General features: G+C 54.3%; 16 protein-coding genes. 6 read left to right on the top strand and 10 right to left on the bottom strand.

What is annotated here, in order from left to right; translation table 11 throughout:
* Window positions 1-255 precede the first annotated feature (255 nt).
* From Pla52nx_RS07020 to Pla52nx_RS07010, 3 genes are all read left to right on the top strand, one after another.
* Window positions 256-1551 (top strand): aminotransferase class I/II-fold pyridoxal phosphate-dependent enzyme, encoded by a 1296-nt coding sequence (locus tag Pla52nx_RS07020; RefSeq protein ID WP_146522348.1) that lies wholly within the window; start codon window positions 256-258, stop codon window positions 1549-1551.
* 194 nt (window positions 1552-1745) lie between these two features.
* Window positions 1746-2525: a hypothetical protein gene (locus Pla52nx_RS07015; RefSeq protein WP_146522347.1), complete on the top strand. Its 780-nt coding sequence runs from the start codon at window positions 1746-1748 to the stop codon at window positions 2523-2525.
* 526 nt (window positions 2526-3051) lie between these two features.
* A complete protein-coding gene (locus Pla52nx_RS07010) occupies window positions 3052-3486 on the top strand; it encodes a GNAT family N-acetyltransferase (RefSeq protein WP_146522346.1) in 435 nt (144 codons plus the stop codon).
* Here Pla52nx_RS07010 and Pla52nx_RS07005 read toward each other — a convergent pair.
* The 7 genes from Pla52nx_RS07005 to Pla52nx_RS06975 all read right to left on the bottom strand — a co-directional run bounded on the left by Pla52nx_RS07005 (window position 3473) and on the right by Pla52nx_RS06975 (window position 12452).
* Window positions 3473-3802, bottom strand: a complete 330-nt coding sequence (locus tag Pla52nx_RS07005; RefSeq protein WP_146522345.1) for a zinc ribbon domain-containing protein YjdM — start codon at window positions 3800-3802, stop codon at window positions 3473-3475. The two genes, Pla52nx_RS07010 and Pla52nx_RS07005, sit on opposite strands and share 14 nt — an antisense overlap.
* 109 nt (window positions 3803-3911) lie before the next feature.
* Window positions 3912-4637 (bottom strand): hypothetical protein, encoded by a 726-nt coding sequence (locus Pla52nx_RS07000; protein ID WP_146522344.1) that lies wholly within the window; start codon window positions 4635-4637, stop codon window positions 3912-3914.
* 263 nt (window positions 4638-4900) lie between these two features.
* Window positions 4901-6268 (bottom strand): sigma-54-dependent transcriptional regulator, encoded by a 1368-nt coding sequence (locus Pla52nx_RS06995; RefSeq protein ID WP_146522343.1) that lies wholly within the window; start codon window positions 6266-6268, stop codon window positions 4901-4903.
* The gene (locus Pla52nx_RS06990) at window positions 6265-9693 is read right to left on the bottom strand and encodes an efflux RND transporter permease subunit (RefSeq protein ID WP_146522342.1); all 3429 of its coding nucleotides are present in this window, start codon (window positions 9691-9693) and stop codon (window positions 6265-6267) included. The genes Pla52nx_RS06995 and Pla52nx_RS06990 overlap by 4 nt, the downstream gene beginning before the upstream one ends.
* Before the next feature lie 227 nt (window positions 9694-9920).
* Window positions 9921-11150 (bottom strand): efflux RND transporter periplasmic adaptor subunit, encoded by a 1230-nt coding sequence (locus tag Pla52nx_RS06985; RefSeq protein WP_342190357.1) that lies wholly within the window; start codon window positions 11148-11150, stop codon window positions 9921-9923.
* A gap of 237 nt (window positions 11151-11387) precedes the next feature.
* Window positions 11388-11666: a hypothetical protein gene (locus Pla52nx_RS06980; protein WP_146522339.1), complete on the bottom strand. Its 279-nt coding sequence runs from the start codon at window positions 11664-11666 to the stop codon at window positions 11388-11390.
* 72 nt (window positions 11667-11738) lie between these two features.
* Entirely contained in the window at window positions 11739-12452 is a 714-nt protein-coding gene (locus Pla52nx_RS06975; RefSeq protein ID WP_146522338.1) for an AAA family ATPase, read from the bottom strand.
* Window positions 12453-13113: 661 nt separating this feature from the next.
* On the opposite strand from Pla52nx_RS06975, the gene Pla52nx_RS06970 reads away from it, so the two are divergent.
* Window positions 13114-15084, top strand: coding sequence for a TolC family protein (locus tag Pla52nx_RS06970; protein ID WP_342190356.1), 1971 nt, complete (start codon window positions 13114-13116; stop codon window positions 15082-15084).
* Between the two features lie 398 nt (window positions 15085-15482).
* On the opposite strand, the gene Pla52nx_RS06965 is transcribed toward Pla52nx_RS06970, so the two are convergent.
* From Pla52nx_RS06965 to Pla52nx_RS06955, 3 genes are read right to left on the bottom strand one after another with little or no spacing between them, the layout of a single operon-like run.
* The gene (locus tag Pla52nx_RS06965) at window positions 15483-16940 is read right to left on the bottom strand and encodes a glycoside hydrolase family 130 protein (protein WP_146522337.1); all 1458 of its coding nucleotides are present in this window, start codon (window positions 16938-16940) and stop codon (window positions 15483-15485) included.
* A 52-nt stretch (window positions 16941-16992) separates the two neighbouring features.
* Window positions 16993-19239, bottom strand: coding sequence for a glycosyltransferase family 4 protein (locus tag Pla52nx_RS06960; protein WP_146522336.1), 2247 nt, complete (start codon window positions 19237-19239; stop codon window positions 16993-16995).
* On the bottom strand, window positions 19217-20308 hold the full coding sequence (locus Pla52nx_RS06955; RefSeq protein WP_146522335.1) for a glycoside hydrolase family 130 protein: 1092 nt from the start codon (window positions 20306-20308) through the stop codon (window positions 19217-19219). Before Pla52nx_RS06955 ends, Pla52nx_RS06960 begins: the two co-directional genes overlap by 23 nt.
* Before the next feature lie 763 nt (window positions 20309-21071).
* Here Pla52nx_RS06955 and Pla52nx_RS06950 point away from each other — a divergent pair.
* Both Pla52nx_RS06950 and Pla52nx_RS06945 read left to right on the top strand, forming a co-directional pair.
* The gene (locus Pla52nx_RS06950; RefSeq protein ID WP_146522334.1) at window positions 21072-23927 is read left to right on the top strand and encodes a DUF1592 domain-containing protein; all 2856 of its coding nucleotides are present in this window, start codon (window positions 21072-21074) and stop codon (window positions 23925-23927) included.
* On the top strand, window positions 23924-25327 hold the full coding sequence (locus Pla52nx_RS06945; RefSeq protein ID WP_146522333.1) for a DUF1552 domain-containing protein: 1404 nt from the start codon (window positions 23924-23926) through the stop codon (window positions 25325-25327). The genes Pla52nx_RS06950 and Pla52nx_RS06945 overlap by 4 nt, the downstream gene beginning before the upstream one ends.
* Window positions 25328-25356 lie beyond the last annotated feature (29 nt).

The following is a 25356-nucleotide window of genomic DNA, read 5'->3' as shown; positions in this document are numbered from 1 at the left end:
CGTACCAATACGCGCAAACCGTTTTGTGCAAACGCATTGCGAAAACCGCAGTGAGTTGGGTGAATAATCCGGGCTAGCGCCTTGCGGCTCACAAAGCCAGCAGTCTCCAATGGTCGACGGCCACCGGATATTGGCAACGGCAAAGAGAACCCCTGGGCGGACCGCAGTGTCTTGCCGACAATAGGCGTACCGCAACCCGATGCGGTGCCCCATCACGGCATCCCAAGACATCCCTTTGACGAAAACGTTTTTGCCATGAGCAATTCAAACGACCCGGGTGATCGATTCGACATCGACGCGCCAGCCATCCAGGCCCCAACCACCGATCCGACCCCTGAGCCGTTTGAGGTGAAGTTTGCGGCGCGCGTCGACCGTTTGCCGCCGTACATGTTCGGCCGCATCAACAACTCGCTTTACCAAAAACGACGCGCCGGCGATGACGTCATCGACTTGGGCATGGGCAACCCGTCCGATCCGCCCGAAGACGTCGTGATCCAAAAACTCCAAGACGCCGCCAGCGACCCCGGCAACCACGGCTACAGCAAGTCCAACGGGATCGCCAACCTGCGACGCGAGGTCGCAAAGAAATACGCGCGCAAGTATGGCGTCGAGCTGGATCATGAATCGGAAATCATCTCCTGCTTGGGCAGCAAGGAAGGTTTCTCGCACATGTGCTTGGCCCTGATGGGACCGGGCGACACCGCGATGATCCCGTCGCCCTATTTCCCTGTGCACATGTATGGCGTGATCCTCGCCTCGGGGAATGTCGTCGCACTGGACGTTGCTGACCCGGACAAGTTTCTGCGGAATGTCGCCTACACTTGCGAAAACCTGACACCGACGCCCAAGATTCTGATCGTCAACTATCCCCACAACCCTTCCTCGGCCGTCATCGAGCCGGACTTCTTTGTCGAAGTCGTCCGGTTGGCAAAGAAGTATCGCTTCCTGGTGATCCACGACTTCGCTTACGCCGATGTCGCTTTCGACGGCTACATGCCGCCAAGCTTTCTTTCTGCCCCCGGAGCGAAAGACGTCGGCGTCGAGTTCACGACGATGAGCAAGGGCTACAACATGGCCGGCTGGCGTGTCGGATTTTGCGCGGGCAACGCGGAGATGATCCGAGGCCTGGGCACGATCAAAGGCTATTACGACTACGGTATGTTCCAAGCCATCCAGATCGCCGCCATCGTCGCTTTGCGAGAAACAGAGGAAGGCGTCCAGAGACAATCTCAAATCTATCAAGGCCGCCGCGACGTCTTGGTCAGCGGCCTGCGTCGCCTGGGCTGGGAAGTCGAACCGCCTAAGGCCGGCATGTTCGTGTGGGCGAAAGTCCCCGAGCCGTGGCGAAGCTCGATGAGCACGATGGATTTCGCGATGAGGTTGCTGGAGGAAGGCAACGTCGCCGTCAGCCCCGGTAGCGGATTCGGTGCCGCGGGCGAAGGATACTTGCGCATGTCGTTGGTCGAAAACGAACACCGCTTGCGTCAGGCCGTCCGTCAAATCGCCAAATGCCTCAGCCAAACCCCGGCCACCGCCGCGTCGGGAGACTAACCCGACCACGAGAGGATGGTCGTCAAATCTGTCGCCCCTCAAAGCGATTGGATCGACAAACCGCCCAGCTCGACAAACCGCCCAGCCCGTCGGCTACACTAAGAGCTGAACGGAAACCGATGTTGCTGACACGTCGCCAACGACGTCGTTGCCGGTAGCCTGTTGCTGGGAATCTCTCTGCGAGGTGTCAATCCATGCGTTCACTGACCACCTTCAGTTTTCTGGTTGCCTTCTTGCTCCTCAGCAACAAAGGTCTTGTCGCACAGCCTCCTCGTTTCGTCTTCGTCTATGTACAAGACGAACAGGGCAAACCGATCGACGGCGTCACCGTGGAAGCCCGCTACATGCAAATCGTCCAACAAGACGGTCAGGAATTCCCTGTGCCGACGGAGTTGGCGAAGTCACAGACGACAGAGAAAGGCGGACGTTGCAAACTAACACTGACCACCTCTGACTGGTCCCTTGCCGGGCTTCATGCCCATCGCCCCGGCCTGACTTCCGAGGAAATCTCAAAGCTCTACGACAATGCACCCTCGGATCCCGATGAGCTGAAAGCCTTTGAAAAAGAAGTCAACGATCGCAGTCGTCAATTTAGAGCAGCATACCAGCTGCTCAGTCCCGATGCGGAGAGTGGGGCGTTGATCAAGCTGAAACTGCAAAAGGCGATCAACATCTCAGGTCAGCTTAAAGTCGATGGTCGTCCTCTGCCAAAGGCATTCGTCGAAATTCACTCTCGCAAAGATGATCTCAGTCAACTTTTTGCGCACTCGTCCCCCGAGTTGACCGATGACCAAGGTCGGTTCGACTTCTACGCCACACCGGGCGACCTCGACCAAGCCAAGATTGTCGTCGAGAGACCAGCGGGCAACCATGTCCTGACCGTCAGCGACGTACAATCCAAACCAACGCCATCCGGACTCGTCTTCAACTTTGAGACGGCAGCAAAGGACTACATCTCGTCTCGCAAACCGTAGTCATGTTGCAGACTGCGATCAACTTGGCAGTCTGTCGTGATAAAGCACCAGAGCACGCGTAAGCTGTTCATCATCCCTACGTCTTGGCAGCTCAGGCTAAACCTGGGCTGTTCAAAATTTGGCGTTGTGGCATACTCGGCTTGCGCAAGATTTATTCCTTGCTTCCGCCGGGCTTGCCCCGGTTCGGAGCAACAACTGGTAGCTACATTAACCTAAACGCATTCATCTCCTCACCGCCCGCGAATCGCCGAAGGCGATTCGCGGGCGGTGAGGAATTTCTTTTGGCGTGCGCAAGTAGCCGTCAGTTGTTTCCTCCGCCAAGACAAGATTGACGGAAGGAGCTTCGCGAAACAAAAAATGCAAGACGAAAGTCCGTGTCTACCCCAACCTTTAGGCAGCCCAGGCCTACGCTGGGCAAACCGTGTTCAAATGCCCAACCGGTGCGCATCGCCCCCTCCCTCGCAAGCCCCGACCAGTCCTGCCGTATGGTCACCACAAAACAGCAACCTTTGACCAAGAACAACGCATGACCAAACAAACTGCTTTTGCGATCGAACCCGAGTTGACTGCGGCAGAGTTTATCGATGTCCTGCGGCGGTCCACGCTGGATCAACGTCGCCCCATCGATGACGCTCAGCGGATCGCCAAGATGCTCGCGGGCGCAGATCTGATCGTCACCGCTCGTGACGCTGATAAGTTGCTTGTCGGAGTGGCACGCGCGATCACCGACTTCGCGTACTGCACGTACCTCTCGGATTTGGCCGTCGACGTTGCCCACCAAGGACACGGAATCGGTCGCGAACTGGTTCACCTGACGCACGAACACGCGGGATTGAATACCCGGTTGATCTTGCTGGCTGCCCCCGCAGCGATGACCTACTACCCGCATATCGGTATGCAACGGCATGAGTCGTGCTGGATGATTCCGCCGCTGGAGGGTGACGCTATCACGCCTTCTTGACGAATTCGGATTTCAATGACATCGCTCCGATTCCATCGATCTTGCAATCGATATCGTGGTCGCCATCGACGATGCGAATGTTCTTGACCTTGGTGCCGCCCTTGACGACGCCACCGCGAAACTTCAGGTCTTTGATGACAACGACCGTGTCACCATTCTCCAGCACATTGCCGTTGGCGTCGCGAGTCACATCTTCCTCCGATGACTCGGTCTCGGCAGGCGACCATTCGTGTCCGCAAGTCGGACAGACCAGCAGTGGCCCGTCCTCGTAGCTGTATTCCGAGTCGCATTGCGGACAATTGGGTAGGTCGCTCATCGATGGCTCATCAAGTGGATCAGTGGATTGTTTCGGATGATTATCCCTAATCACGTCCACTTGAAAAGACTTATCGCAACATCAACCGAACGCTTTGCCAAACTCAGAACTATTGAGCAAAGGGATTGGATTGAACCCGAGGACCTTGGGGAATGAAGCGCGGCGGCGCTTTACGGGGCAATGGAGCAAGTTTCTGAGACGCAGGCTCGGGCGTTGGCAGCGGCATGGTGCGGGTGACGGCAGGTTCCAGTCCACGACTTGACTGCAATTCTTGTTGGACCTCTTGCTGCAAGCCAGAGATTGTTTTTTGCAATTCATCCAGTTTCAGTTCGGTTTTATCACTGCCGCTATCCGATGACATTTCGGAATTTGCATTCTCCGCCGTCATCCAACCCGATTCTTGCGTCGCCGCTTCAAAACTCAAATCGCCAGCTTCCCTTTCTCCCTCAGAATACGATGCTGGGGTGATCGCCAAGTCGCCCAGCACGCTTTGCCCCTCACCCCATTGCATCCTGGGTCCCGCCATTGCCTGAACTTCATCCATCATTTCAGGATGCTGATGGAGCCACCCCATGATCCCGCCTATCATCAGCAGATTGGATGCCACCAGTCCCGCCGTGAATCGACGCAGCCCTGACGACCAAGTTCCGAACAAACCATAAAGGGTGCTACCAAGAGATCCGGTCAACAGCGTGAACAGAAACCAGAAGGCTTTTTGTCCATTCGAGTTCTCCGAGGATATCACGCACTGAACAAGACACACCAACGGATGAACGACGCCCCACAACACTGCGAGAACTGCCAGGGCACCCAAGGCAACAAGGAGGTACGTCATGACGAGGTCGTATCAGGAGAGAGGCAAAAACGGGCAACGGAACCGCGCTAAAAAGAGCAGCACGGAACGATAGGACGCAAAAACAGCCCGCGCCAGTGTTGGATTGCAGATTAGCAAAACGCAAAGGAATTCACGGTGGCTCCAACCGACACATTTACGATTGTGCTAAATGTCACGGTCGGTCTGAAAAATCCTATGCCTCGCTTGTTTCGTCCATTGATCGCGATGCCCTCTACGCTTCACTGCGGCAGCCAAGCAATCGATCAGTAGAGGTCGTACTTGTTCATTTTATAGTGCAGCGTTCGCACACTGATTCCAAGCGACTTGGCAGTCAATTCGCGATGGTGGTCGTTGGCGGCCAACGCTTGCTCGATCCCAGACTTCTCGGCGGCTTCAGTGATCTCGGCCAGGGTGCGTTGAGAATGGTCAACCGAAGTGAAGGTCTCGCTGGGGCACAGTTCGTCGGGCAAATCGCTCACACCAATCTCGTCAGAGGTCGACGTCACGACAAGTCTCTCAATCACATTGCGCAACTGACGAACATTTCCCGGCCAGCGAGCGACGGTCAATCGCTGCATCGCGTCGCTGCTGACGGATTTCAAGGGGCGCCCATGTCGTTTGCAAAAACGCTGAAGAAAATACTGAACCAAGAGAGGGATATCATCGCGACGGGCACGCAGCGGCGGGACCTGGATGGGGACGATATTCAGGCGATAGTACAGGTCATCTCGAAAGGTTCCATCTTCCAGCATTTGGGCGACATCTCGGTTGCTCGCTGACACGATCCTGGCGTCTGATTGCAGTTCCACTTCGCCACCCAATCTGGTGTAGCGTTGCGTTTCCAGCACACGGAGCAAATCGACTTGGCTCTTCACTGGAATCTCAGTGATTTCATCCAGAAACAGCGTGCCGCCGATGGCTTGCTCAAAACATCCTGGCTTTTGACGCGAAGCCCCGGTGAAGGATCCTCGTTCATGACCGAACAGTTCGCTTTCTAGCAGCGTTTCGGGTAGAGCGCCGAGGTTCACCGCAATGAATGGGTTGGCCGATCGATTGCTTTGATCATGTATGGCTCGCGCGATCAGTTCTTTTCCCGTACCGCTTTCTCCCTGAATCATCACCGTTGCATCTGTGGACGCGACTTGTCGAATTTGAGCCAATAGGTCTTGCAGCGATTGACTGTTGCCGATGATACCGGTGATCTCGCCGGCAGCGGCGAGTTGTTCTTTGAGCTGATGATTTTCATCAAGCATTCGGTGGTGCTTTGCCGCCCTGGTCACCTGTTGCCGAATCAAATTCAGGTCAACTGGTTTGAGGATGAAATCGAACGCACCTCTCCGCATGGCCTCCACAGCGGTTTCCACGTTTCCGTGCGCCGTGATGACAATCGTCGTGGTGCCAGGCCGTCGTTGTTGCACCAGCGACACCAAGTCCAAGCCGTCGCGATCGCCCGGCATGCGGACATCGGCGATAACGAGTTGGTAATTTCCAGCGTCGAACTTATCGAGTCCTTCATTGACCGAACCCGCCGTCTCGATCTTGTCCGCAAACTGGGCGAGACCTTTAGCCAGCCCAGAGCGAATATTGGGTTCGTCGTCAACGATCAGGATGTGAAATTCGTTCTCCATCAGCGTTCAAAAATCTCGCTCAGTGGCTCGTCGTGTTCATCCCGAATCAGGGTGCGTCCATCTGCAAACTTAGCAAACAGGTAGTACAGTCCGGGAATCACCAACACTCCGATCAGCGTCCCCAGCAACATGCCGCCGACCGCGGTGGTTCCGATCGTTCGGTTTCCGATCGCCCCAGGCCCCGTCGCTCGAACCAGCGGGATCAGACCGGCGATGAACGCAAATGATGTCATCAAAATGGGGCGAAAACGCAGCTTGCCACCTTCCACCCCGGCATCCATGATGCTCAGGCCCTCCTGACGTCGCTGAACGGCAAACTCGATGATCAAGATCGCGTTCTTGCCCAACAAACCGACCAGCATGACCAGACCGATCTGGCAATAGACATCGTTGGCCAACCCCATCGCCTTTAAGAAAGCGAAGGAGCCAAAAATCCCCACTGGCAATGATGTCAAAACAGCGAGAGGAATGATGAAGCTTTCGTACTGACCCACCAAAACCATGTAGACGAAAATCACCACGATCAAGAAAATGTAGACCGCCGTATTGCCCGCCTTGGCTTCGTCATACGCCAGACCACGCCAGTCGATGTCGAAACCGTTGGGCAATGTCTCGGCCGCAACTTCCTTGATCGCCGCAATCGCTTCTCCACTGCTGTAACCCGCTGCAGGTGCACCCTGAATCGGCGCGGTGGGATACAAGTTGTAACGGCTGATTTCGTTCAAACCCTGTTTCTTTTCAATTCGCATGAATGCGGAATAGGGCACCATTTCGCCAGCCTCGTTTTTGACAAACATGTTGTCCAAGTCTTCCGGGTAACGACGGAACTCGGGCGCGGCCTGAACATAGACCTTGTAGAACTGACCGAACCGTACGAAACCCTGTTCCCAAGTACTGCCGATGACAATCGACAGGTTGTCCATGGCGTCACGTATCGACACCCCTTTCTGCATCGCAACGTCGTTGTCGATGATGATTTCGTACTGGGGATAGTTGGCGGCAAAGAAAGTGAACAGACCCTTGAGTTCCTTCCGTTTGCCCAACGCCTCCATGAACTTGTCGGTTTCCTCGCCCAAGGCCGTGTAGTCGCCGCTATTGGTTTTATCGAGCAAATTCACGGAGAAACCGCCAGCAGCTCCGAAGCCGGGGACGGCCGGTGGTTCAAAGAATTCCAACTTGACGTTGGCGATATCCGTGCCGCGTTTTTCTAATTCTTCAATGATCTGCTTGGATGTCAGTTCACGATCGGCCCATGGTTTCAAGTTGATGATACAGGTGCCCGCGTTGGAACCACGACCCTCGGTCAGAACTTCGTATCCCGCAATCGATGATACAGATGTGATCTCATCCATCTTCTCACAGATCGCTTGCAGCTCATGACACTTTGCGTTGGTGTACTCCAGCGTCGATCCAGGCGGCGTTTGCACGATGCCATAGATCATTCCTTGATCCTCCAGGGGAATGAACCCGGTGGGCAACACCTTGTTGACCACCATGATGCCATACCCGAACAATCCGATCACCACGACGGTCATGACACGGCGAGTGATGATACGTCTCAGCACCGCTGCGTACCCGCCTGTGACCATCTCCACACCGCGGTCAAAAACGTGCAAGAACACCCCGATGGGACTTCGTCTCTTGGGGCTACCGTTGAACCCGGAGAACGTCGAACGGAACGAAAAGACAGCGAGAACGGCGGCTATCCCAGCGATGACATAAATACGCATGTCACTGAGTTCAACCTGCTCCGAAATGACCTCGTGAACGATCTCAATGTGCAGTAGGCTGTAGACTGCCACGCCCACCGCGCAGCCCAGTATCAGGCACAGTAGGCCTCGCAAGACAAAATCATATTGGCCAGCGATTTTTGACATCCCCCGATTGATCGCACCGACGATGCCACGTTGGCCCTTGTCGTCCAGCGGTTTCAGAATCATCGCACACAACACGGGTGTGAGTGACAATGCCACCACGCCCGAAATGACGATCGACATTGCCATCGTCAATGCAAACTGGCGATAGAACACCCCAACAGGCCCCGTCATGAAAGTCACCGGCACGAAAACGGCCGTCATCACCAGCGTGATCGCAATGATCGCTCCACTGATTTCGCGTACCACTTCCTGGGTCGCTTGATAGGGACCCAGGTGCTTGGCGTGCATCTTCTCATGCACCGCCTCCACCACCACGATCGCATCGTCGACCACGACGCCGATAGCCAACACTAGAGCGAACAACGTGATCAGGTTGATCGACATGCCAAACATCAGCATGAAAAAGAACGTTCCGATCAATGAAACGGGAACGGCCAACGTCGGAATCAAAGTGCTGCGAAAATCGCCCAGGAACAAGTAGACCACCAAGGAGACGAGAATGAACGCTTCGAACAACGTGTGCAGCACCTTTTCGATCGACGCATCCAGGAAGTTTGACACGTCGTAGGTGACGGCGTAGTCCATCCCCGGTGGAAACGATTTTTGCTTGATCTCTTCGACCTTTTCCTTGACCTTTTCGATCACTTCAGCCGCATTGGATCCCGGTGTTTGCTTGAGCACGATTGCGGCTGCCGGCAATCCATCGATGTCGGAGTAGAGGTCGTAGAAAGAGGATCCGAGTGAAACGTTTGCAACGTCGCCGAGTCGCAGGATTTCGCCTTCGGGCGTCGCTCGCAGAATGATCTTCTTATATTCCTCTGGCGTCTTGTAACGACCGACCCAGGTCAATACGTATTCGAGTGTTTGCGAAGTCGTCCCGGTGGCTTGTCCCAAACGTCCCGGCGAACCGATCATGCTCTGTGTATCGAGCGCCTTCATCACGTCTTCGGCATCGACTTTGTATGCCCGCATGCGGTCCAAATCCAACTCGACTCGCATTGCGTACGAGCGGTTGCCTAGAATCGTGGCACGCCCGACGCCGGGAATCCGCTTGATTTCGTTGAGGATGTTGACCGTGGCGTAGTTGTAGAGATAGTTTTGATCGACATTGGGATCCTTGCTGAACACGTTCACATACATCAGCATGCTGGTCATGTTCTGCATCACGATGATGCCCTCACGCTCGACAATTGGCGGCAGATTGTTCTTGACCATCTGCACGCGATTGTTGACGTTCATCACCGCGACATTGGGGTCCGTGCCAGGCTCGAAAACGATTTGAATGGTGCCTTCGCCGGCGCTGGTGGCGTCTCCCATCATGTACCGCATGTTGGGCACCCCGTTGATGGCTTGCTCTAAAATCACCATCGTCGAGTCGATCAGGATCTTTGCACTGGCCCCTGGATAGGAGACCGAGACACGAACGCTGGGCGGGGCGACTGAGGGGAATTGCGAAATCGGCAGAACGTTGATCGCCAGTCCGCCCATGAACAGGATCAGCAGCGAGATGACGATAGCCAACGCAGGGCGGTGGAGGAATCTTTCGAACATGGGCGGGGTGTCAATCCTGGTTGATGGGGAGAGTCGTCCTGACTTTCCGCTGGCGAGGTGGGTTCAGGGCAAATGGGTTGTGTTGGTGACAGCAGCAACCAGTCGGGTCGGCGCAGAATGCCCCTACGCCCAGGACTGTTTGCACAAATCAAGCGGTCAGCGACCGCTCAGGATCGCTGTGTCCTTCAGCGTCACGGATCGTTTGGCCGAAGCCTAAGAAGTGGCGATCATTCGGCGTGGTATTTGAGATTCGAGAATACGGTGTCGGGCTCCTCAAACTCGTATTCAATCTTTTCGCCATCACGCACTTGTCGGATGCCTTCCAAGACGATTTTTTCACCCGCTTGCAATCCTTCAGCGATCAAGAAGATGTCGTCCTTTTCGTTCTGAATCACAATTTCGCGTTGGTGCACAACGTTGTCTGCATCAATGACATAGGCATACTTCTTTGCCAAAATCTCGAATGTTGCCCGTTGTGGAATCACGATCGCCCCTTTCTCGACGCGTTGGATCAATACCGTTCCGGTTTGACCGTGACGCAAAAGTCCTTCGGGATTTGGAAAATCGGCACGGAAGGCAATGTTTCCGGTATCACTATCAAAGTCTGCTTCGATCGCGCCGATCTTTCCCGCATGATCAAACAGTTTGTGATTGGCTAATTTCAATTGAACGTTCAAGCCGTCTTGGTTTTCCCCTGCGTTGATCGCGGTCTGGTATTCCAAGTAGCGTGCTTCGGGCACGTTGAAGTACACCCACATCACGCTATTGTCTGACATGGTTGTCAGAACCGCACCTTCTTCGATCAAACTGCCTTCCTGCTCGTGCAGTCGGTCGACGATTCCATCAAAAGGTGCCTTGATATCGGCAAAGTTCATTTCGGCTTGTGCCAGCTTGACCTGCGCAACCGCCTTGGCAAGTTTGGCTTTCGCCAACTTCAGCTCCTGGGTCGAGATGATGTTTTGCCGCACAAGGTTTTCGGTGTTGTCGTACTCCACCTGAGCCAACTGAGCTTCTGCGATGTCCGCGTCCAGCCTTGCTTCGTACAGCGTGGGCAAAATGTGGAAGAGCGATTGCCCTTTTTTGACGAACTGACCTTCGTTGACTTCAATTTCCTTCAGATAGCCGCCTTCCAACGCACACAATTCGATGTGTCGCCTTGAATGGATCTGACAAACGTACTGCTGAGTCAGCGTGATGTCCTTGGCAACCGGACTGGTCACAACGATCTTGTGCTTGGCGTGGTGTTCACCTGCGGCGTGCTCATCGTGTTCGTCATGCTCAGGACTCTCGTGCTCAGCTTTGACCTCGCCGCCATGAGTCACATGTTCCTCGGCGGCGGTCGGCAAGCCGATCGTTTCTTTGATCCTGTCGAGGCCAGTCACGGAAAGGGACGCGATGGCAACTACCGCAGCCAGTATCAAGTGAATCCGCATGGGGAAGTATCTCCTGAGAGTCATGGTTCGTGTTTTCAAGTCGATGACGACTTCTTCTCTCCACCCACGCATCACCCATGCCAAGACTCACCGGCCGAGCCCCTCATTTTCAACTTTGCACGCTTCGTCCCGTTTTACACGCTAAATCATTGGCCAAAACAGAGCAGCAATCATTCACCTCTGGGTATGCATCTGCAAAACTTTTCATGGCCACCGCAAGCTTCTGCATGCCAGTTCGTCGTGATGCGCTCGTCTCAACGCCTAGAAGATTTCGCCGATCAAGTTACTGATGGCGGTCATGACACTGGCGGCTAGGCGAAAAGTCCAGGACTTTGCTGATGGCAGAAGTGCGCTTTCGTCACTCCCTCGTTGCGTCGGCTGACACAGGATCCCAGGTAAGATCCTTTTTGCTGTAAATGTACCGCCACAGTGGCGACACCCGACCCGTTTCCCTGCCCATTGATTCGAGATGATCGCCGGTCGACCGCACACTTCACACGACTGCTGAAAGCTGTCTTCGCTCAGTTGACAATCAGTCATTTTTTCGTTTCCTTCTTGCGCGCATGCTCCCAAGACTCAGCAAATCACGGATCGTTTGTTTCGTAAAAGCTGCTACGCGGTCTTCTGTTTTTGGACGAAGTGCCCCATGGAATCGACGATCGTGTCAACCACGTCGTCGAGCGAATCTTTACCGGCATTCAGAACCAAGTCATAAACATGAGGGTCAGCGGCGTTTTGTCCAAAATGACTTTTGATGTACATGCTGCGTGCGTGATCCGTTTCCAGAACATATCGATGGGCCTCTTTTTCGCTGATTCCTCGACGCTTCATCACTCGCTCAATGCGATGGTCCAAAGCCGCAACGATTCGAACCGACAGACCTCGGTGACGCGGCAAGATGAATGTTGCTCCGCGCCCAACGATGACAACGTCGCCATGGGAAGCAGCCAACATCAGCAACTTGGCAACCCGATGGGTGTAAGTGCACTCCGAATAGCCAAGTCCCCCAATTTGAGCCGTGATCATGGAACTGAGCCAATTCTCATGCCGCTCATCGACCCGTCGTATCAGGCAGCGGGGCGTGCCGTAGTGCTCCTCCATGTAGTCGACGATTTCTTGATCCAAGACATCCCATTTCAGACGCTCGGCAACTTTCCTGGCAACCTCACTGCCGCCCGCGCCCGCTTCACGTGACAATGCAAGATACGGGCCTACGTGACGGTGCAGATTGTCCTGGGAGAATCTCTGATTGGTTTTCTCGGCTTGCAGCCATCTCTGAATGTTGAGTTCTGCTTTTCGTTCAATGCCTGGAACATATATGGTCATGGCTTGGTATCTCTCCTTGGTAGCCAACAATGGGATTGTATATGCCAATGCACCAAGCAATCCGCAGGCCGAAGTCACCGATGCTTGCGATTGGGAGCGATCGTTTAGCCTTAGCAGAACGCCAATTGACGCTCTGCATCGACGTTTTTGTTCCCGTCGATCAGTTGACGGGAATCCTTGGGTGCCCTCAAAAACTTGATCTGTGACGCAAGACCTTGCACCGACGTGACATTCATTGCACGGTTCGATCCGCTGCCGGAGGCCCCCACAGAGAACACTGCTTCTCTATCGCTCTGCTATTCACGGACCGTATCGTTGCGTGTGCCCCGGCACCCATCTTTTCACCGACGCTTGGCACTGGGTTTGCGTGGCAGAAATTGATCCATTCAATCCTTGCTCGCAGCGCAATCTGGACGGCAGGGGTAAAGTTCAGCTGATCGGCAAAGTCAACCAGAACCGGGCGTCTGTCAGAACCGTTCTGCAAATCGTGGCACAATCGAATTAAAGCCACTCAAGCAGAAATCAGAATCAACCATCAAGACGATAACCACTGGTATTACCCAGGCGACGCAGACGTCGAGTCGTCGGTGCGACAGCCAGTTTTCCGGAACACCAGACGCTCGGCAGGATGCCACCAGAGCGAGATACACCAGGGACGGATATGAACCGCCAATACAAACCAGTCCAGTCGGTACGTCGGAAACGAGCACTGAGAGCTTGCCTAGCGATCATCGTTGGCGGCTCCACCTTAACTTCGCTCGGGTGCGGCATCCCCGGACTACGTGGTGCCCAACCTGGTCATGCAATTCCAAGCGACTACAACTGGAACAACGGCACAAAGTTCTGGAGCTCCGAACCCCAGCAGCAAACACCGCCCCTTGCCGCTCCTGTCAATTCGACTGACGCAACGATTGATGGCGTAGATAGCATTCAAGACAGTGATCTGGAGCTCCAGCCGCTGAAGGATCTCCCTGATTCCATTGACGATAAACCGTCTGCTGGTAATCAAGACGACAGCGCCTCGTTGGTTCCTGCCGATGAACCAAAGACTTTCGCCAGCTTTATCAAGTCCGTCAGCTTCATTTCGCCTGATACAGGTGATGAGAAATCCGATGCGATCGACGATGAAATCAAGCGGATGGAAAAGGTCGTTGGCGATGACAATGATGCGAATCTTGGCCAGGGCGATGCCGGTGATTCCACTGGCAACACTTCAGGCAACTCGAATGCCGCTGCGACAACCGCTGATCTCAGCGTTCTCCCAAGCGACACTGAATTCGGCATGATCGATACCGACGAGGGTCCGACCGATGCGAACACTGGAATCATGCCCTATGAGAACTCATCGGACCTTCCTTTGGCCGCGTTCTATAATGACCCGTATCTGCTCGGTCTCATTACTGAAACGCTGGGTGGCAATCAAGAACTTAAGATCTTATCCGAAGAGATTCGCATCGCTTGCAACGAAACCTATGCTCGTAGCGGTGAATACCGGCCATTCGTCACACTGGGTGCGAGCGCTGGATTGGACAAACCGGGACGCCACACACGAGCCGGTGCAGTCGAAGAACAATTGGAAGTAGCACCTGGTAAAGAGTTCCCTGAACCGCTCGGCGATTTCCTCGTCGCAGCCAATCTTTCGTGGGAACTCGACATCTGGAATCGACTCCGCAACTCGCAACGCGCTGCTGCGATGCGTTACCTCGGCACACAAGAAGGCCGAAACTACATCATCACGCGTGTGGTTGCTGAAGTCGCTGAAAACTACTATCAGCTCTTGGCGCTTGACAACCGATTGGAGATCCTGAAAGCGACAATCGAGATTCAACAACAGAGCTTGCAAGTCGCGCAGGCCAAGAAGGATGCCGGTCGCGGAACCGAACTTGCCGTTCAGCGTTTCGAGGCCGAAGTGCAAAAGAACATCAGCGAACGCTCGCTCATTCAGCAAGAGATTGTTGAAGTAGAGAACAGGATCAACTATCTCGCTGGCCGCTATCCACAACCCGTTGAGCGAATCGATGTGGACTTCGTCAATCTGAATCTAAGTACGCTCGGCGCCGGTGTCCCTTCTGAGCTATTACAAAACCGTGCAGACATTCGTGAAGCCGAACGGCAAGTCGCCGCGGCCGGCTTGGATATCAAAGTCGCTCGAGCCCGCTTCTATCCATCGCTAAGCCTGACGGCTGGCCTGGGATGGAACGCCTTCAGCACTGGATACCTCTTCCGGACCCCCGAATCACTGATTTACGGCATGGCAGGAGAATTGGTCGGTCCGCTGATCAACAAACGGGCGATTCAAGCAGACTACAGGACCGCAAACGCGATTCAGTTGCAGGCCATCTACAACTACCAGCAAACCGTTCTGCAAGCCCACATCGAAGTGGTCAATCAGATCACCAAAGTGGAAAACTATCGCCGCAGTATCGAGGTCAAGAAACGACAGCTTGACGCATTGCAAGCGTCCGTCGAAGCCGCCAACAAACTTTTTCAAAACGCGAGAGCAGAGTACGTGGAGGTGCTGCTCGCCCAACGCGAGTTGATGGAGGCCAGGATGCTATTGGTCGAAACCAAGCAAGAGCAACTTGCCGCAGTCGTCAACGCCTATCAAGCCCTCGGCGGAGGCGGGTTTTGATATAGCAGCGACGGCGCGAACACGATTAGCGGCCGAACATGGTTTGGGAAGGTTGTCGCACAAGACGCAAAGATTGCGATGTCACGTACGTTTGCCATCACTCGCAGGATAGCGAACTGGTGCCTGTGCAAACTTTTTACGATGGGTGAAAAGGATTCGGTCGACGTAACGAAATGCGATCTCAGCAGGAACAAGACTTGTACGCATCGATCAACCGTTGAACATTGCCGCAGGCTGGCGATCTCGAGGGACTCGGACCGGAGCGTCCAATCCGCGTCGAAAAGACTGTATCTTTAACGCCAGCCCTGGTGTCAAACAAAACTGGCATAGCGACCGTGAAAAAAGGGTTCATTCAGTCCTGACACCTGCTTCACAAACTCATTCGGATAGGTGCTTAGTCATGGGCAATCGCAAGTCATTGCGGACAGTAACTCATTGAGTTCGATCGTAGCAAATGTCGTGGCATAGTCGGACATGGCGTAGGGGATGACGAGATGGTTTTCATGGATGATTGCCCCGCACGTGTAGACGACATTGGGGACGTAACCCTCACGTTCCACTTCGTTCGGCGTGATCAAGGGCTCTTTCAGTCGGGCAATGATTTTTGACGGATCATCCAAGTCCAACAGCATCGCCCCAATACAGTACTTGCGCATCGGACCAACTCCGTGCGTCAGGACCAACCAACCGGCTTTGGTTTCGATTGGTGAACCGCAATTCCCCATCTGAACATACTCCCAGGGGTATGTCGGCTTGATGATCAGCTCTTTCGTGTACCAAAAATAGAGCATGTTCGAGCGCATCAGGAACAAGTGTTCGCCGTCTTGTCGTCCGAGCATCACGTAGTGGCCGTTGATCTTTCTCGGGAACAACGCCATTCCTTTGTTGGCGATAGCCGGTCCGTTGAGAGTGTGCATTTTGAACTGTAGAAAATCCGGTGTTTCCAACAACTGGGGCAACACCATTTTCCCATCGTAAGCGCTATAGGTTGCGTAGTAGGTGCAACGACCATCATCGTCACAGAAGTGAACGAACCTTGCGTCCTCAATGCCGTTTGTTTCTGTCGGACTAAACGGAAAGATGACGCGTTCGGAGAGTTCATGGTCTGGGCTGTACTGAATTTCGTAGTTTGACTTCGCCAACATCACCACCTGATCGATCATGGGCTCCAGTTCATTTCGTCGTGAACGGTCATCCTGCAGTGAAACCTTCAATCGGTTTTCGAGTTGGTCGAGGGTGAAATCGTTCTCGAGGGATGAGAGGACGTCAAAGACAAATGGAGTTCCCAGCCCTAGCTCGACCAGTTTGCGGCGGAACAGATCTCGTCGGTAGCGTGAGTCTGGGACAAAGTGCGGCGTGGTCACGTACCTTACCGGTTCGTCGAGCTCAATCTTCAAGTCCTTTGTGATCGCTCCCGATCGAAAGACGATCGACGAAATGTGGCCTTCTCCTACCGCCCGCAGGCTCATTGCAAATCGACGTGACCCCGTGGCGAGTTCTGACTGGTTGGGATGCCAAACAAGGGAAGGGTTGAACAACGCTGCGGATTCAAGCGCATATTCTTGAGTGAAGTACGCACCCAGCAGCAGACGCCGGTTTTCACTCAGCGGTGCATCTGTCAGTAGATGATGGCGAATCTTTTGAAACCGTCGCTCAAAGAATGCTTTGGGTTTTTGGTGACGCCCATGAAACTCTACCAATACTTGATTCAACAAGCCATCGACCTCCGTCTCGGCCAGTGTTGAAACTCTTGCGATAACTCGCAAAATGCGATCGTCGGTCGGCGGCTGAAATGGTCTCAGAACAACTCTTTGTTTGTTGGGTGAAAGAACGATTCCGGTTCGCTTGATTTGCATGTCTGCTGATGGGAAAGAGAATGGGCGGTTCGGTGCCTCAGGGAAAGAGCGACTAACCGAGTGAAGCGAGTTGCTGCATTTCCGTGAGCGATAGCAGAAACGCCAAGGTTGATTCCGCTCCCTGATTCTCGTTCACTTGATTCGCCATCAATCCGTCGTAGCAACCTCCGGTGGAGGCATCGTAAAGTGGTTTTCCGAGGTCATTGCGACCGAGAAACCAATCGAATGCAAGGTGTGCTTGTTCGCACCATGTCGGATCGTGCGTCGCCCTATAAGCCTCGATCGATGCCGATATCATGGCGTGGGCTTCAATTGCCTGTTGATCAAAAATCGCCGTTACACCATTTTCTCGACTGAATCCGTTTGAACCTATCGGGCGGAACCGACCTTCCGGTGAAAGTTGAATCTCACACAGCCAACGCAGTGATTTCAAACCAATTTCAGCCGCTTTGGAGTCATCGGACCATCGACCTCTGACAATCAAGGCTTGGGAAAGCTTGGCATTGTTATAAGAAGCGATGTTCTCAAACCATGGCCAATCCCTCGTTGCAGTCCGCTCGTACATTTCAACCAGTTGCAAAGTCAATCGTTCGCTCATCATGCTGGCGGCCCGATCACCGCTGAATCGACGTAGGTATTCTTGGATTCCCAGGATCCCCAAGGCCCACGTTCGGGGAGACGTGGTGTTCTCACACGCTGGCATCGCCCGGTGAAACAGTTCTCGCGCCCACGATGCGAGTCCCACGCGCCGAGAACGACCGATACAGGTTCCGAGTGCCCAGAGAGATCGGCCTTGAGAATCATCGCTGCCATCGCTTTCCAACCAGCGGCGATCAAAACTCATGAAGTTCCTAAAACGACCGGAATCGCGGTCGAACGCTAGATTCAAAAAAGCGGCATAGCGAGATGCGAGGGAGTGTATGTCTGCCGAGTCCCTGCCGAGTTCTTCCAGCATGACGGTCAAGATGAGTGCCCTGGCATTGTCGTCGGTACAGTACCCGTGACCATGGTCAGGAATCGAGTAGATCGCATGCTGGATGATACCGGTCGAGTCGCTCAAATGCTGCAGATGCTCTAAGTTCATCTGTGGTAATGCAAGCGGTTGTTCATCGAGGGTACGAACCGCAAGTGGCTTTCTTTTTGTGCTCTGTTCATTGAGCGCTTGGTCGAATGACCGCAGATAGAGTAGTGAGACATGATCCCAGGTCATGCTACGGCCCATCAAATAGGCTTGCTCTCGCATTGCCAGACGTCGCTCGTCGTCTCCCAGCAACCCGATCACCTCCTTGGCGATTGCAGTTGAATCTGCAAATGGCACCAGCACCCCGCGGCCGTCGGCCAATAACTCTTCGGCGTGCCAGTACGGCGTCGAGATGACCGCTTGACCACATCCGAATGCGTACGCCAGCGTACCGGAAACGGCCTGCTGAGCATTCAAATAGGGTGTGATGTAGAGATCCGCTGCACCGATGAACTCCGTCAGTTCGTCCAATTCAACAAACCGATTATAAAAACTGACGTATTTCGTGATGCAGAGTTCTTTTGCCATTCGCTCCAGTCCGATTCGATACCGTTCCCCTTGTTCACGTATCAAGCTGGGATGCGTCGCACCAAGGACCAGATAAATAAAATCTGGGAAACGTTGAACGATTTCCGGAATCGCTTGCAATACGTGCTCGATACCCTTTCCTGGCGAGAGCAGTCCGAACGTCAACGCGACCGGCCTGCCTTCCACATCGAATTGCTCTTTCAAGTCAGCTTGGTCGACGTTGGGGCGATCAGGGATTCCATGGGCGATCAAATCCACCTGATTGCTCGGCACCGAGTAGGTGCTCATGAGAGTACGGCGACATCGCTCCGTCATGACAATCAGTCGAGTCGAAAGACCGATCAACTGCGTCATCACTGCGCGTTGAGTCTGACTGGGATCTGACAGTACCGTATGCAAAGTCGTGACCACGGGCATTCGCAAATCACGCAGCAAAGCGAGGATGTAGCTACCACATGGACCGCCAAAAATACCGAATTCGTGCTGCAGAGAGATCACATCCACATTGCTAAAGTTCAGAAAATCTGCCGCCGCACGATAGTGTTCGAGTTCTTGCTCGACCACCTGAAATTGGACTTCTTTCTCGTAGCAGTAGCCGCCGACGATATCGTCCATCGTCACGACAATACAATCAGCGTCGGAGGCCTTAGAGACAGATGCACGCAAATCGTGTGTGAACGTCGCGATTCCACATTTGCGAGGTAGGTAGTTGCCGATAAAGGCGACTTTATGAAGGTCTCTGATAGTCATCTTGAATGCCGATGGAGTGAGTCATTGCTTCTAGCACCGCTCGTTTTGAAAGTTCCGCCATCGCGATACACGAATCGGCGGCTCCATAGAACACTTGCAAAGTGTCACCATGGTCGAGCATCGCCGTAGGGAAGACGACGCCCGGAATGAATCCTGTCTTTTCAAAGTCCATTTGCGGCGTCATGATCGGATCAGACGTTCGGGCGAGTACACGACATGGATTTCTCCGGTCCAGCAGAGCAGCACCCACTGCATACCGGCCAACTCTCCCTCGCTGGGTTGAACGTTCGCTGCCGTGGTACAACAGCAACCAGCCTTCGTCGATCAAGATCGGTGGCGGGCCACTGCCGACGCGATCACTCTCCCAAGGTTCGCAACCTTGTATCAGTGGCTCATGGCGTCCCCAATGGATCAAGTCAGGCGATCGGGAGATCCAAATCTGCGGCGGGCTAAAGTGCGAGTTCGGGTTGGGGCGATGTAGTGCGAAATAGTCTCCGCCAATCTTGTGCGGAAACAGGACGACGTCCTTGTTCTCGCTCGGAAAGATGATTCCATGCCGGACGAAAGTGGTCAGATCCGTTGACGACATCAGAGCGGTACACGCCCCGAATTTTGAGACCGCAACATATGTAATCCAGTAGGTGTCATCGATCTTTGTGATGCGAGGATCTTCGATTCCGAATTCCTCGTACTCTTGTTCGGGTAGAACTTTTTCGACCGCATCCCAAGTCGCATCCGCCCTCGAACAGCGTAGGATTTGAAAATGTGATGTGGACGTTAGTCGTAGTTCCCCGGTTCGGCGGAGCGACACGACACGAGCATCTATTTCACAAAGGTCGACGCTGGCAATCCAATCGACGGCAATTCCCCCTTGGCGGTCCCACCTCGGCAAGGGTGTCAATCCGTTAGGGTCTCTGTAGGGGCGTTCGGCGACACGTGCTAGCATCACCAATCCGTTGTCACAGACTGCGACGCCAGGATTCAGAACACCAACAACCTCGTATCCGATTTGAGCAGGTTTTATGTCACGAGGCTGGAATAGCAACAACTCTCGTCGTCTATTGCTCATTGCACAGCCGCTTGCGATCGCTTTGCACCTTCGCGGGGGCGATGCCGTATAGGACGACACACTGGTCGACGCACGTATCGATACACCGACTCCACACAGAAAGCAAACATCGTCGCCTCCATGGCGAAAGAGCACCTCGCCACGCAACAAACGAAGGAGAGAGCCTTCGGGAAACGTGGCGGGAAATGAGCCACAGGGCACAGTCCCTGGACAGAACAGCAATCGCTTGCTGACAGCAAGACCAACGTTGGGTCGATCATCCCAAGGGCACTGTTGCCGCCAGATGAAATTTGTCTACGGTCCAACCTCACGTTGACACAGCATTCACTGTAGAGGTGTTTTGGTCCTACACAAGGTCAATCCGAATGATTGCCCGAACAGACAAGCAATCGCGTTTCTACGCCAATCGCTCGCAGTGAGCTTTCAGATGGTTGGAATGTCACTCCGCCCGCAGTAGCAGCTCCTCGTTTAGCGTCTTCATTGGAGCGTGCTTTTTTACGGGATTTCTGACGATCTCTGGGTTTCGCCCCTGAGTTTCGTACCATTTCCGGGGGCTCGCACGTCGAAAGCAATGTCTTCTCTGCCCAGTCCGTCACTCCGATTGCTTGATTTCAGGGTTGATGTGCTAAACTGATACTCACCAGACGGGAACTTTCTCAGGCACCAAACAACGTCAAATGTGCCTCGTTGACCTCTGGCCCCGCCTCCCTGTCGGCCCTGCCTCCCTGTCGATTGACCTGCACCGCTTGATCGCCCCCGCCTCATGTCATTTATTCCGCGAACGCCCGTTCGATTGCTGCTGTTGCCTTACGCGATCGTTTTTACCCTCTCAGTCATCACGCTGTCAGTCATCACGCTGTCAGCTATCGCTGAGGAACCCATCGAGCAACAAACCGCCACCTCAGCAGCTAGTCAGCGACCGACTCTGGCTACGTTGAAAGCTACCGGCTGGGAGAGGTCAAGGTTCAAGCAACACGCAGCCGAGATGGCTCCACAACTGGCTGACTCAGCAGAGGATTCAGCGCTGCAACCCAACTTGTCTGCGTTTGAGTCTTCGGTCAAGCCGCTATTGATTCAACACTGCATCGATTGCCATGGCCCCGACAACACCGAAGGCAACATCCGAGTCGATACGCTGGATCCAGATCTCGTCAACGGAGCTGATACCGATTGGTGGTCGGAGATCTTTGCAGTCATCACCAAAGGCGAGATGCCGCCACCCGACGAGGGAGAATTGAATGATGCAGATCGTCAACAACTCATCGACTGGCTCTCCAGCGAACTGCACACCGCATCGATCGTTCGACGTCGTTCAGGTAACCATTCCGCATTTCGGCGTCTGACTCGTTACGAGTACAACTACGCTCTGCAGGACTTGCTTGGCTTGCCCTATGACTTCGCAGCCGATCTGCCACCGGAGGCCCACAGCGACGAAGGCTTTGAGAACAGTTCCAACTTGTTGCACTTGTCGGTTTCTCAATTTGAGACTTATCACGGCATTGCTCGAAACGCGTTACGTCGAGCGACGGTCGTCGGTGACCAACCGCCAACGCGCTACTGGGGCATCGCAATGAAAGATGCCGCTGCAAGTGAATGGTCCAAGCAAGACAAGCGGCTCCGACAATTGCAGCAGGACCTCAAAGACGATCCTGAAAAGCTTGCTACGGAACTCGCAAAACTACAAAACGAATTTCGTGCGTCTCACAATGGGGCTTACTACAAGGATCTGATGAACGGTCGGACCGCGAAAACGGAGTGGGACTACCACGGCGCTCGCTTTGCCTTTGCACCGAACGATCAACCCAGCCCGATTCCCGATTCCTACGATTGCGTTGCGGTCTTGCCCAACGGCCAAGGGCCTCGCTTGATCGTCGAGCTAGGAAACCAGTTGCCCGACGAAGGAACGATGCGGGTTACGGTGCGTGCATCACGTGTGAACACCGAAACCAATTACGTTCCGAGCTTGCAATTGATGTTCGGTTGGCAAGCCAGCAACGAAGGCCGTGCTTTGCTGAAAGTCAGCAGCGAAGACACTCCGATCTACGCTGGCCCGGATCAACCCCAAATCGTCCAGTGGGACGTACCACTCAGCGAAATCTACCCTCGCAACTCGGTCCGAAAAACTTCACCGATGGGCGCGATTCCCAGCCCATCAGAATACATCCGGCTCGTGAACAGCGCGGCATCCCCGTCGGAGATTCAGATCGACTATGTACAAGTCGCTGCTCCGGTTTACGACCAGTGGCCGCCCGAATCTCACCAGCGAATTTTTTTCGAGAGCAACAACGCGGGGGACGAACAGGCGTACGCCCGTGAAACGGTCACCAAGTTCATGACTCGCGCGTGGCGACGACCGGTCAGCGAAGCAGAGATCGACCGCAAGTTGGAGCTTTTTGCCAAGATGCGTCCTCAATGCGAGACCTTCGAAGAAGCCGTTGTTGAAGTCTTGGCGACGGTGATCTCGTCGCCCCAGTTCCTGTACATCACCAGCTCACCCAAGGGCATCGATCCAACAGATACGGAGCCAACGTCAAGTAACGACGAATCTGCTCAGCAAGTCGCATACGCATTGGCCAGTCGATTGTCCTTTTTTCTGTGGTGCAGTATTCCCGACCAGGAATTGCTAACACTCGCCGACAGCGGCCGGCTTGCCGAGCCCAACATGCTGGAATCGCAAATACAGCGGATGCTGGATGATCCACGTAGCGAACGTTTTGCTAGACACTTTGTGCACCAGTGGCTGGACTTGCAATTGCTGGAGTTCCAGAACTTCAAGCAAAACGTACGCGGTTTTGATCCAGCTCTTAAAGACGCCATGCTGGAGGAACCGGTTGCCTTGTTTCGCCAGATCCTAGGCGACAACGCGAGCGTGTTGGATTTTCTGCACTGCGACTACGCGATGGTCAACGAGCGACTAGCGAGACATTACGGTTTGCCGAACGTGCATGGCAATCATTTTCGACGTGTACCGCTCAGTGATGATTTTCGTCGAGGCGGACTGCTGACACAGGCGGGCACGCTGGCCATGAATTCGGACTGGCCTGATTCACATCCGCTCAAGCGTGCGATCTGGCTGCTGGAAAGTGTCCTTGCGGATCCGCCTCCTCCGCCACCTCCGGCCGTCCCACAGATCGACTTGGCCGATCCAGAAATCGCCAAGATGACGTTGAAGCAGCGGATTGAAAATCACCGCAATCACGCCGCGTGCATGTCCTGTCACATCAAGATCGATCCGTGGGGCGTGGCTTTCGAAAACTATGACGCATTGGGAAAATGGCGGAACGAAATCAACGGAAAACCGATCGATGCGTCGAGCAAACTGTTCAATCGCCAGACATTGGATGGTATGGAAGGCTTGAAACGTTTTCTGTTACAAGATCGCCAGGATCAGTTCGTTGGTGCGACGGTCTCCAAGCTCGCGACCTACGCTCTCGGTCGTCCGCTTTCGTTTGCAGATCGTGCTGACGTCGAAGCGATCACCGCTGAAGTTCGCCGCAAGGGCGATGGGCTGAGAACCATAGTCGAAACGATTGTACTCAGCGATCTGTTTCAGTCCATGAACACCCCTGACTCACACGTCACGTCCCCCACAACCGATCATCAAGGAATCACACCATGACGTGGAACATGAACCAAATCGATCGTCGCCGATTCCTCAGAGGCAGCGGCATTGCGTTGGCGATGCCCTTGTTCGGTTCCTTGGCGACGTCCATTGCCCGCGGCGCAGAGCCCCAATCCAATCCCAAACGACTCGGCTGCTTTTATTTTCCCGATGGCGTCCCGATGCCTTTGCCGGAGGACCCCGCGTACAACGAATGGGCATGGTTTCCACACGGCAACGGCAGCGAGTTTACGTTCACCAAATGCATGGAACCGCTGGAATCCGTCAAAGACGACCTAACGGTGCTGTCGGGTTTTTCACACCCCAAGTCACGCAGCGTTCACGGCCATAACAACGCGGATCAGTTCTTGACCGCAGCCCTCACCGGCGGTGGTGACAAAGAGTACGTGAACACAATTTCGCTGGACCAGGAGTATGCCAAGCACGTCGGCGACCAAACACGTTTTGCGTCATTAGTGATGTCGACCGATGGGGGCACGGGGACGGCACGCGGCACACACACGATCTCATTTGATCATCATGGACGTCCCATCCCCGCCGAGCATCGTCCCAAACAGATCTTTGACAAACTGTTTGTCAAGAGCGATGGTGATTCGGCTCGTCGACTGGCACTCAGTCGCAGCGCATTGGACGAGATGCTGGACGACGCGGAACGCTTACGGCGGTCGCTATCTAGCGCCGATCAACACAGCCTGGATGAGTACTTGGACTCTGTTCGTCAAGCGGAGATCAAAGTGGAAAAGGCCAAACGTTGGTTGGGGGCGCCGCTTCCAAGCGTCGACGGTAGCCAATTGAATTTAGAACTGTCGACCGACGAGCCACGCGAGTACCTGCAAACGATGTTCGACTTGATCTATCTCGCGTTCAAGACCGACTCGACTCGTGTGGCGACGTACCAGATCGGTCGCGAGAACGGTGTGGGCCGTAGCGACCACTTGGCTCGCGCGGTCGGATTCAACACCGCACACCAGTTGTCGCACGAGACCAAGAACCCCGACGGCTGGAAGAACTTTGGCATCTATTGCCGTTTTCTCAACGAAGAGTACGGACGTTTCATCGGCAAGCTAAGGGACACACCCGAGCCGGCGGGAACCGGCAGCATGTTGGACAACACACTGCTGCTGTACGGCTCCGCCTCCAGTGCGTTTCACCTGTCGCGAAACTACCCGATCATCCTGTCCGGCGGCAAGCAGATGGGATTTCGGCATGGGCAATACATCAATCATGCGGGCATGAATTTCCAAGGAGGCCCTTGGTTGGGAAATGGAGAGCCTTGGCAGGACGAAGCGAAAGGCGAAGACGTACCGCTGTCCAACCTCTACGCCACAATGTTGCAGCGGTTGGGTGTTCCGACGGAGTCCTTTGCTGACAGCACGGGACTCATTGAAAACGTTTAGACGTCCTGCGGCTTTTGCAACGTAAACAC

The organism is Stieleria varia (assembly GCF_038443385.1).
In the GTDB taxonomy this organism is placed as follows: domain Bacteria; phylum Planctomycetota; class Planctomycetia; order Pirellulales; family Pirellulaceae; genus Stieleria; species Stieleria varia.
This window is presented reverse-complemented; position numbering and strand designations above follow the sequence as displayed.